Raw genomic sequence first — 8,211 nt, 5'->3', positions numbered from 1 at the left:
ATCAACTCGGCGGTGGATGCCACTGGTGCGACCTTCGAGAACCTGCAACTGGGCGGCAACGCTTCGGTTCAAGTGACCGACACCACCGACGAAGTGGTGGCCAAGCTGACCGCGACCCCGTCGGTAACCGAAGGCGGCGAGATCACCTACACCATCACCCTGACCAACAAAGATGGTCTGCCGATCAACAACCACAGTGCATTGACCTTCACCCTGAGCGACGGCAAAACCGTCATCACCGTGCCGGCCAACGGCACCGTGGGCACTGCTACCGTCACTGCCCCGGACAACGTCTACGTCGGTACCAACGACCCTGTGATCAAATCGATCGCAACCGTTGGCGGCGCGGATGTTGGCAAGTTCGAACAGCTGACACTGGACAAGACCCCGGTCAGCACCGCCGTGACCGACGAACCAGGTTCGGGAACTCCAGGCACCGGCAACAAGGGCGACGTCACCACCGTCGGTATTACCGGCACGACTTCTCTGACCGAGGGTGAAACCGGCCAGTACACCCTGACGCTGAGCAACGCGTCCAAGTCCGAAGTCACTATCACCCTTAGCTACAGCGGTACCGCCCAAAACGGTGATGACTTCACCGGTGTTGCGACCGTGAAGATTCCGGCCAACAGCACAGGCACGACGTTCAACATCGCTACCCTCAACGACAAACTGGTCGAAGGTACCGAGAACTTCGTCGTGAAGATCGAAACCGCCACGGGTGGTAACTTCGAGAACCTGCAAGTCGATAGCAGCAAATCGAGCGTGACGACCACCATTCTCGACAATGACCACCTGCCGGTTTCGCCTGGCGGCGCGGTATTTGGCGTTGAGGACACCGATTACGTGTTTGCCTGGAGTGATTTCAAAGTCACTGATGCCGACGGCAACAATAACCTGTCTGTGACCATTACCTCGCTCCCGGCCGCCGGCAACTTGCAGTTCTTCAACGGTACTGCATGGGTGAATGTGGCCGTTGGCCAGGTGGTCAGCCAGGCTGATATCACTGCCAAGAACCTGAAGTTCGTTCCGGCCCTCAACCAGTCGGGTACGGACAACTACGGTGGTAATGGTGTGGGTAACCAGAAGGCTGACTACGCCCAGTTCAAGTTCAAGCCGAACGATGGCACCAACCTGGGCAGCGAAGTGACCATGAAGGTCGATATCAGCCCGGTTGCCGACAAACCGACCCTGAGCTTCGGCAGCGCCGATATCGAGTCCAAAGGGCTGACCAAGGAAGTCTGGACCAGCCTCAAAGGCCTGGGTACTGGCGGCAACGGCATTACCGGCGAGGATCTGAAGACGGTCTTTGCCAACTCCGGCAGCCCGAACTCCAGCAGCACCACTACCAACGTGCAGTCCGATGGCAGCGTCACCGCTGGCACCGGTTCGAAAACGTCGGGCCTGATCTACCTGGAAGCCGGCAAGGTCTATACCTTCAGTGGTTTGGCCGACGACAGCTTCGTGGTCACCATCGGTGGCAAGACTGTAGTCACGGCCACCTGGGGAGCCGGTGGCGGGGTTTCGGGTACCTTTACCCCGAATACCAGCGGCTACTACCCGATCGAGGTCTACCATGCCAACCAGTCCGGTCCAGGCAGCTATGACCTGAACATCCAGGTAGGCTCCGGTGCCGTTACCGACCTGAGCAGCTCGAACGTCAAGATGTACCAGAACGTTACCGAGATGGCGAACGCAGGCCTGGGCGTGTCCGACCTGCACACCGTGAATGGTCAGAGCTACTACGACGGCTACAAGCTCAACGAAGGGCCTGAGGGTGGCTCGGTGAAACTGGTCGGTATTTCCACCGCCCTGACCGACACTGACGGCTCCGAAAGCCTGAACGTAACACTCAGCGGTATCCCGAAAGGTACCGTGTTGAGCGATGGTGCAGGCCACACGGTCACGGTAGGTACTGCCCCGGTCGATGTGACAGGCTGGAAACTCAGCAGCCTGACGCTGACCCCGCCGGCCTATTACAAAGGCTCGTTCGACATCACGGTTACCTCGACTGCCACCGAAAGCCTGGGCGGCTCGGCCATCACCACCGGCAATATCCCGGTGACGGTTTACGGCGCGACCTACAAGGCCAGTGTGGGTACCTCGGGTAATGACACGCTGACCGGTAGTGAAGGCAACGACATCTTCGTCGCTGACGTATCCGGGCTGAACGTGGTTCAGGGCAAGAACTACAACATCGCCTTCATGGTCGATAGCTCGGGCAGTATGAGCGACAAGTCGATTGCCGACGCCAAGACGCAGTTGGCCTCGGTGTTCAACACGCTCAAGGCCAGCCTGGGCTCGGACACCTCGGGTACCGTAAACATCTTCCTGGTCGACTTCGATACCCAGGTAAACAAGAACGTGGCAGTGAACCTTGCCGACCCGGATGCTTTGAGCAAGTTGCAGGCGGTATTGAACTCGATGGTGGGCGGCTACTACGGTGGCGGTACCAACTATGAAGACGCGTTCAAGACCACGTCCAACTTCTTCAACAGCACCATGGCCACCAGCAACAAAGGTGCGGAGAACCTGACTTACTTCATTACCGACGGTAAGCCAACCTACTATCAGAGCAATGAGTCCACCAACCCTAGCCTGTGGAAGAATGGCAAGAGCCTGGACGATGTAGTCAACGTCAACAATTACAAGATGGGTGACACGTTCAGCGCCTGGGCCGACGCGACTCACAAGGTCGAGATCAGCAGCAGTGGTGTGGTCAAAGTGCTGACTTATACCGAGAACCGCCGAGGTGAGTTGGTGCTCGACTCCACCAAGACGGTAGGCACCCTTCACGCACAGGGTGATGGTACCTATGAATTCTCCAGCCTGGACGGTACCGGCTACGCGGATTACTGGAACTACGTCTACTCGGCCGCAGGTTCTACTGAAAGTTTCGCAGTATTGGGCGGCACCAATGGCTTGAGCAAAGTCCAGGCTATCGGCCTGAACAGCGATGTCACGCTGAACGATCTGAAACCTTACGACAGTGCCGGCAAGCCACAGACCAATATCGACCCGTCCGATTTGGCCAAGGCGATTCTCGGTCACTCCGAAGCAACGGTGCCAGGTGCCGACACCATTGATAGTGGTAACGGCAACGACATCATCTTCGGTGACCTGATCACCCTCAACGGTGTCGTCAGCGAGGGCTACCAGGCCCTGCAGACGTACGTTGCACAGAAGAGCGGTGTTGAAGTCGGTGCTGTCACTACCAGCAATGTTCACCAGTACATCACCGAGCACTACACCGAGTTCGATATCTCCGGTGCCAAGGACGGCAATGACATCCTGTCGGGTGGCAATGGCAATGACATCCTCTTCGGCCAAGGTGGTAGCGACACGCTGAATGGTGGCAAAGGTAACGACATCCTGCTGGGCGGTACTGGCAATGACACCCTGATCGGTGGCCAGGGCGACGATATCCTGATCGGTGGCAGCGGTGCCGACACCTTCGTGTGGAAGGCTGGCGACGTCGGTAACGACGTGATCAAGGACTTCAACAAGGCCGAGGGTGACCGTATCGATCTGAAGGACCTGCTGCAGGGTGAGAAGGGCAGCACCATCGACAACTACCTGAAGCTCACCACGGTGGAGGGTACGACCACGTTGCAAGTCAGCAGCGAAGGCAAGCTCAACGCTGAAGGTGGTATCGCCAACGCCGACGTGACCATCAAGCTGGAAGGCGTCAACTGGTCTAACCAGACGATCAACTCGTTGATCAGCGGCGCCGATCCGACCATCATCATCCACAACAAGGACAGCTGACAGACCACCGGGGCCGCACAGCGGCCCCGGCTCTTTCCTGCTACCCGCCAACAGCGCATACTCTGGCGCCGGGCCTGCGCGCCCGGCGATCTTTGCCTATGCTGCTGTCTATCAACAAGGAACCAACGTGACGAGGGACATCGCCATGTTCTACGTGCAACGCAACGCCGCCGGCCAGTTGCTGCGGGTGGAAGCAGCCGCGTTTGATCAGTTCACCGAAATGCTCCCTTCAGACCATGCCGATATCCAGGAATGGTTTGCCGATGACGTCGTGGAGAACAGCCTCAACCAGCTCAAACAAAGCGACCTGGACATGATCCGCGTGCTCGAGGACCTGATCGACGTGTTGACCGCCAAGGGCGTGTTCAAGATCACCGACCTGCCCGCCGGCGCGCAGGCCAAGCTGCTCAACCGTTCCACGGCGCGCAAGGCGCTCAGCAGCCTCAACAACCTGATTGACGAAGAAGAGCAGGGCGGGCTGATCTGACTGCAGGACGCTCCCGCGACAGTGATATTGTTATTCCTTAATGGTATTTAAATTATTGTATTTATGACTTTATAGTCGCTTTCACTGCGTACCCGTCGACCAATCGATGCGCCGCACGACTTGAACCCACACGGGAAATCCCCGTGCGTTTCTGATCGTTGCGCGCCATTGAGGTCGCGCATTGCGTGGGAGTGAAAAATGTCAGCCGCCTTGAACGCCTTGTCGTCCATCGACAGCGCCCAGCCGCAAGTTTTTGAAGTTCGCCCCTTCTCGGGTGCCGTCGGCGCCGAGATCTTAGGCCTGGACCTGGCCAAACCGGTCAGCGCCGAGGATTTCACCTGTATCCATCGCGCCCACCTCGACCACCATGTGCTGGTGTTCCGCGACCAGCGTATCACCCCGGAACAGCAGATCGCCTTCAGCCGCCGCTTCGGTGAGTTACAGATCCATGTGCTCAAGCAGTTCCTGCTGACTGGCCACCCCGAGATCCTGATCGTTTCCAACATCATCGAAAATGGCCAGAACATCGGCCTGGGTGATGCCGGCAAATTCTGGCACTCGGACCTGTCGTACAAAGAGCTGCCAAGCCTCGGTTCCATGCTGCATGCCCAGGAACTGCCAAGTGAAGGCGGTGACACCCTGTTCGCCGACATGCATAAAGCCTGGGACGCTGTACCTGACACCCTGCGCAAAGTGGTCGAGGGCCGCAGTGCCGCTCACTCCTATACCGCCCGTTACGCTGAAACCAAATTCGAAGGCAACTGGCGCCCGACCCTGACTGCCGAGCAACTGGCGCAGGTAAAGGAGGTCATTCATCCGGTAGTCCGCACCCACCCGGAGACCGGCCGCAAGGCCCTGTTCGTCAGTGAAGGCTTCACCACCCGCATTGTCGGCCTGCCTGATGATGAAAGCCGCGACGTGCTGCAGCAGCTGTATGCCCTTAGCGTGCTGGAGCAGAACATTTATCGCCACCAGTGGCAGCCCTATGACCTGGTGTTCTGGGACAACCGTTCGCTGATCCACTTGGCCACCGGCTGCCCCGCGCACCTGCGGCGCAAGCTGTACCGCACCACCATCCAGGGCGATGCCCCGTTCTGACGACTGAGGAAACCATCATGCGCAAATCCATCAGCCGCCTGGCGGCAAGCATCGGCCTGGGCGCAAGCCTGGTCGTCGGCAGCCTAGCCGCCCCCGCCGTGGCCCAGGCCGAAGGCAAGATCCGTATTGCCGAACAATTCGGCATCGTCTACCTGCTGCTGAACGTGGTGCGTGACCAGCACCTGATTGAGAAACACGGCAAGGAGCAGGGCATCGACATCGAAGTCGATTGGGCGCAGCTGTCGGGTGGCTCGGCCGTCAACGATGCATTGTTGTCCGGTTCGGTGGACATCGCCGGCGCCGGTGTCGGACCGCTGTTGACCGTCTGGGACCGCACCAAGGGCCGGCAGAACGTGAAGGCCGTGGCTTCGCTGGGCAACTTCCCGTACTACCTGGTCAGCAGCAACCCCAACGTGAAGACCATCGCCGACATCTCCGACAAAGACCGTATCGCCGTTCCGGCGGTGGGTGTTTCGGTGCAGTCGCGCTTCCTGCAGTACGCCGCTGCCCAGCAGTGGGGCGACAAGGAATACAACCGCCTCGACAAATACACCTTGGCCGTGCCGCACCCGGACGCCACCGCCGCACTGTTGGCGGGCGGCACCGAGCTGAACGGGCACTTCTCCAACCCGCCGTTCCAGGACCAGGTGCTGGCCAACAAAGATGTGCACGTGGTGCTCAACAGCTACGACCTACTCGGCCCCAACTCGCCGACCTTGCTGTTTGCTACTGAGAAGTTCCGCAAGGACAACCCCAAGACCTACAAGGCCTTCGTCGATGCCCTGGCCGAAGCCGCAGACTTCGCCCAGAAAGACAAGGCAGCTGCCGCCGACACCTATATCCGCGTAACCAAGGCCAAGATCGACCGCGACGCGCTGATCAAGCTGATCGACAACCCGCAGTACGAATTTACCGTTACGCCCAAGAACACCTACAAGCTGGCCGATTTTCTCTATCGGGTAGGCGCCATCAAGCACAAGCCGCAATCGTGGAAGGATTACTTCTTCCAGGATGAACGCCCGCTGCAGGGGAGCTGACCGATCATGACCGCCCCATTGCCAGGCCACACGGCCAGCAACCTGAGCCGTGTTGCAACGCCGCCTTTGCTCAAGGTGGATAACCTCAGCCTCGAATACCGTACTGCGCAACGCGTGGTGCGGGCCACCCATCAGGTCAGCTTCGAAGTCGACCGCGCTGATCGTTTTGTACTGCTCGGCCCCTCCGGCTGTGGCAAGTCCACCCTGCTCAAAGCCGTGGCCGGTTTTATCCAGCCGCAAGAAGGCCAGATTCTGCTGCAGGGCCAGACAGTTCGTGGCCCAGGCCCCGACCGCATCGTGGTGTTCCAGGAGTTTGACCAGTTGCCGCCGTGGAAAACGGTGAAGCAGAACGTCATCTTTCCACTGCTGGTGTCTGGCCAACTCAAGCGTGCGGAGGCGGAGGAGCGGGCGCTGCATTATCTGGAGAAGGTCGGTCTGGCCGCCTTTGCCGATGCTTATCCACACACGTTGTCCGGTGGTATGAAGGCACGTGTGGCAATTGCCCGGGCCTTGGCCACCCAGCCCAAGATCCTGTTGATGGATGAGCCGTTCGCCGCCCTGGATGCGCTGACCCGGCGCAAGATGCAGGAAGAGCTGTTGCTGCTGTGGGAGGAAGTGCGGTTCACCCTGTTGTTCGTCACCCACTCCATCGAAGAAGCACTGGTGGTTGGCAACCGTATCCTGCTGTTGTCGCCGCACCCGGGGCGGGTGCGCGCCGAGGTGCATAGCCATCAATACGGCCTGGGCAGCCTGGGTGGCAGCGACTTCCAGGCCAGTGCCCGGCGTATCCACCGTTTGCTGTTCGATGAAGCAGATATCCCGGAACAGCCTGACAACCTTGGGTTCAACGATATTCGTATCGCTTACTGACAGGAGCCTCAGCCATGACGACTACACCTGTACGCCAGGAATACGAGGTGCAGCTGGAGCCCCTGCTCAGTGTGCCTGTAGAACGACAACTCCCCTTGGCCCAACGCCTGTGGCAGCAAGGCTGGTTGAGAAAGGCGGTCATATTGCTGGTGATCGCTGTGCTATGGGAAACCGTTGCCCGCTACCAGGACAATGACCTGCTGCTGCCAAGCTTTCTGCAAACCGCCACGGCGCTATGGGATGGCATGATCAGTGGCGAACTGCCCGCCAAGGTCGGTGTTTCGCTGGTAATACTGCTCAAAGGCTATGTGCTGGGTATCGTCCTGGCCTTTGGCCTGACCAGCCTGGCGGTGTCGACCCAATTGGGCCGAGACTTACTGGGCACGCTGACCTCGATGTTCAACCCGTTGCCGGCCATTGCCCTGCTGCCGCTGGCCTTGCTGTGGTTCGGGCTGGGTGACAACAGCCTGATCTTCGTGCTGGTGCATTCGGTGCTATGGGCGTTGGCGCTGAATACCTATGCCGGCTTCCTCGGTGTGTCGGAGACGCTGCGCATGGCTGGCCGCAACTATGGTCTGAAAGGCCTGCGGCTGGTATTGCACATCCTCGTGCCCGCAGCCCTGCCGTCGATCTTGTCGGGGTTGAAGATCGGCTGGGCGTTTGCCTGGCGTACCCTTATAGCCGCGGAATTAGTGTTTGGTGCCAGCAGTGGCAAAGGCGGGTTGGGTTGGTACATCTTCCAGAACCGCAACGAACTGTATACCGACAAGGTCTTTGCCGGGTTGGCGGTGGTGATCCTGATCGGTCTGCTGGTGGAAGGACTGGTGTTCAATACGCTGGAGCGGTTGACTGTGCGGCGATGGGGGATGCAGCGCTAGCAGGTAAGCCAGTACCGGCCTTTTCGCGGCAGATTGACGCTAGAGTCCGCATCTGCGGGATCTTCGTCCTTGA

6 protein-coding genes are annotated in these 8,211 nt (G+C 59.2%); all 6 read left to right on the top strand.

Going from position 1 to position 8,211, the window contains the following annotated elements; genetic code table 11:
• On the top strand, window positions 1-3,768 hold a 3,768-nt coding region (locus ACF8O8_RS10520; RefSeq protein WP_392509643.1), incomplete at its 5' end, for an immunoglobulin-like domain-containing protein.
• Window positions 3,769-3,913: 145 nt separating this feature from the next.
• Entirely contained in the window at window positions 3,914-4,255 is a 342-nt protein-coding gene (locus tag ACF8O8_RS10515) for a hypothetical protein (RefSeq protein WP_003255921.1), read from the top strand.
• A 198-nt stretch (window positions 4,256-4,453) separates the two neighbouring features.
• Window positions 4,454-5,353, top strand: coding sequence for a TauD/TfdA dioxygenase family protein (locus ACF8O8_RS10510; protein ID WP_392509642.1), 900 nt, complete (start codon window positions 4,454-4,456; stop codon window positions 5,351-5,353).
• A gap of 17 nt (window positions 5,354-5,370) precedes the next feature.
• Window positions 5,371-6,390, top strand: coding sequence for an ABC transporter substrate-binding protein (locus ACF8O8_RS10505; RefSeq protein ID WP_010951558.1), 1,020 nt, complete (start codon window positions 5,371-5,373; stop codon window positions 6,388-6,390).
• Window positions 6,391-6,396: 6 nt separating this feature from the next.
• The gene (locus ACF8O8_RS10500; RefSeq protein WP_010951559.1) at window positions 6,397-7,260 is read left to right on the top strand and encodes an ABC transporter ATP-binding protein; all 864 of its coding nucleotides are present in this window, start codon (window positions 6,397-6,399) and stop codon (window positions 7,258-7,260) included.
• Between the two features lie 14 nt (window positions 7,261-7,274).
• Complete coding sequence (locus tag ACF8O8_RS10495; RefSeq protein ID WP_010951560.1) at window positions 7,275-8,138, top strand: ABC transporter permease; 864 nt, start codon at window positions 7,275-7,277, stop codon at window positions 8,136-8,138.
• Window positions 8,139-8,211: the final 73 nt, after the last annotated feature.

The organism is Pseudomonas sp. TYF_14 (assembly GCF_043105275.1).
Taxonomy (GTDB): Bacteria; Pseudomonadota; Gammaproteobacteria; order Pseudomonadales; family Pseudomonadaceae; genus Aquipseudomonas; species Aquipseudomonas alloputida.
Note: the sequence above shows the minus strand (reverse complement) of the source record. Positions and strands in the feature narration are given on the sequence as shown.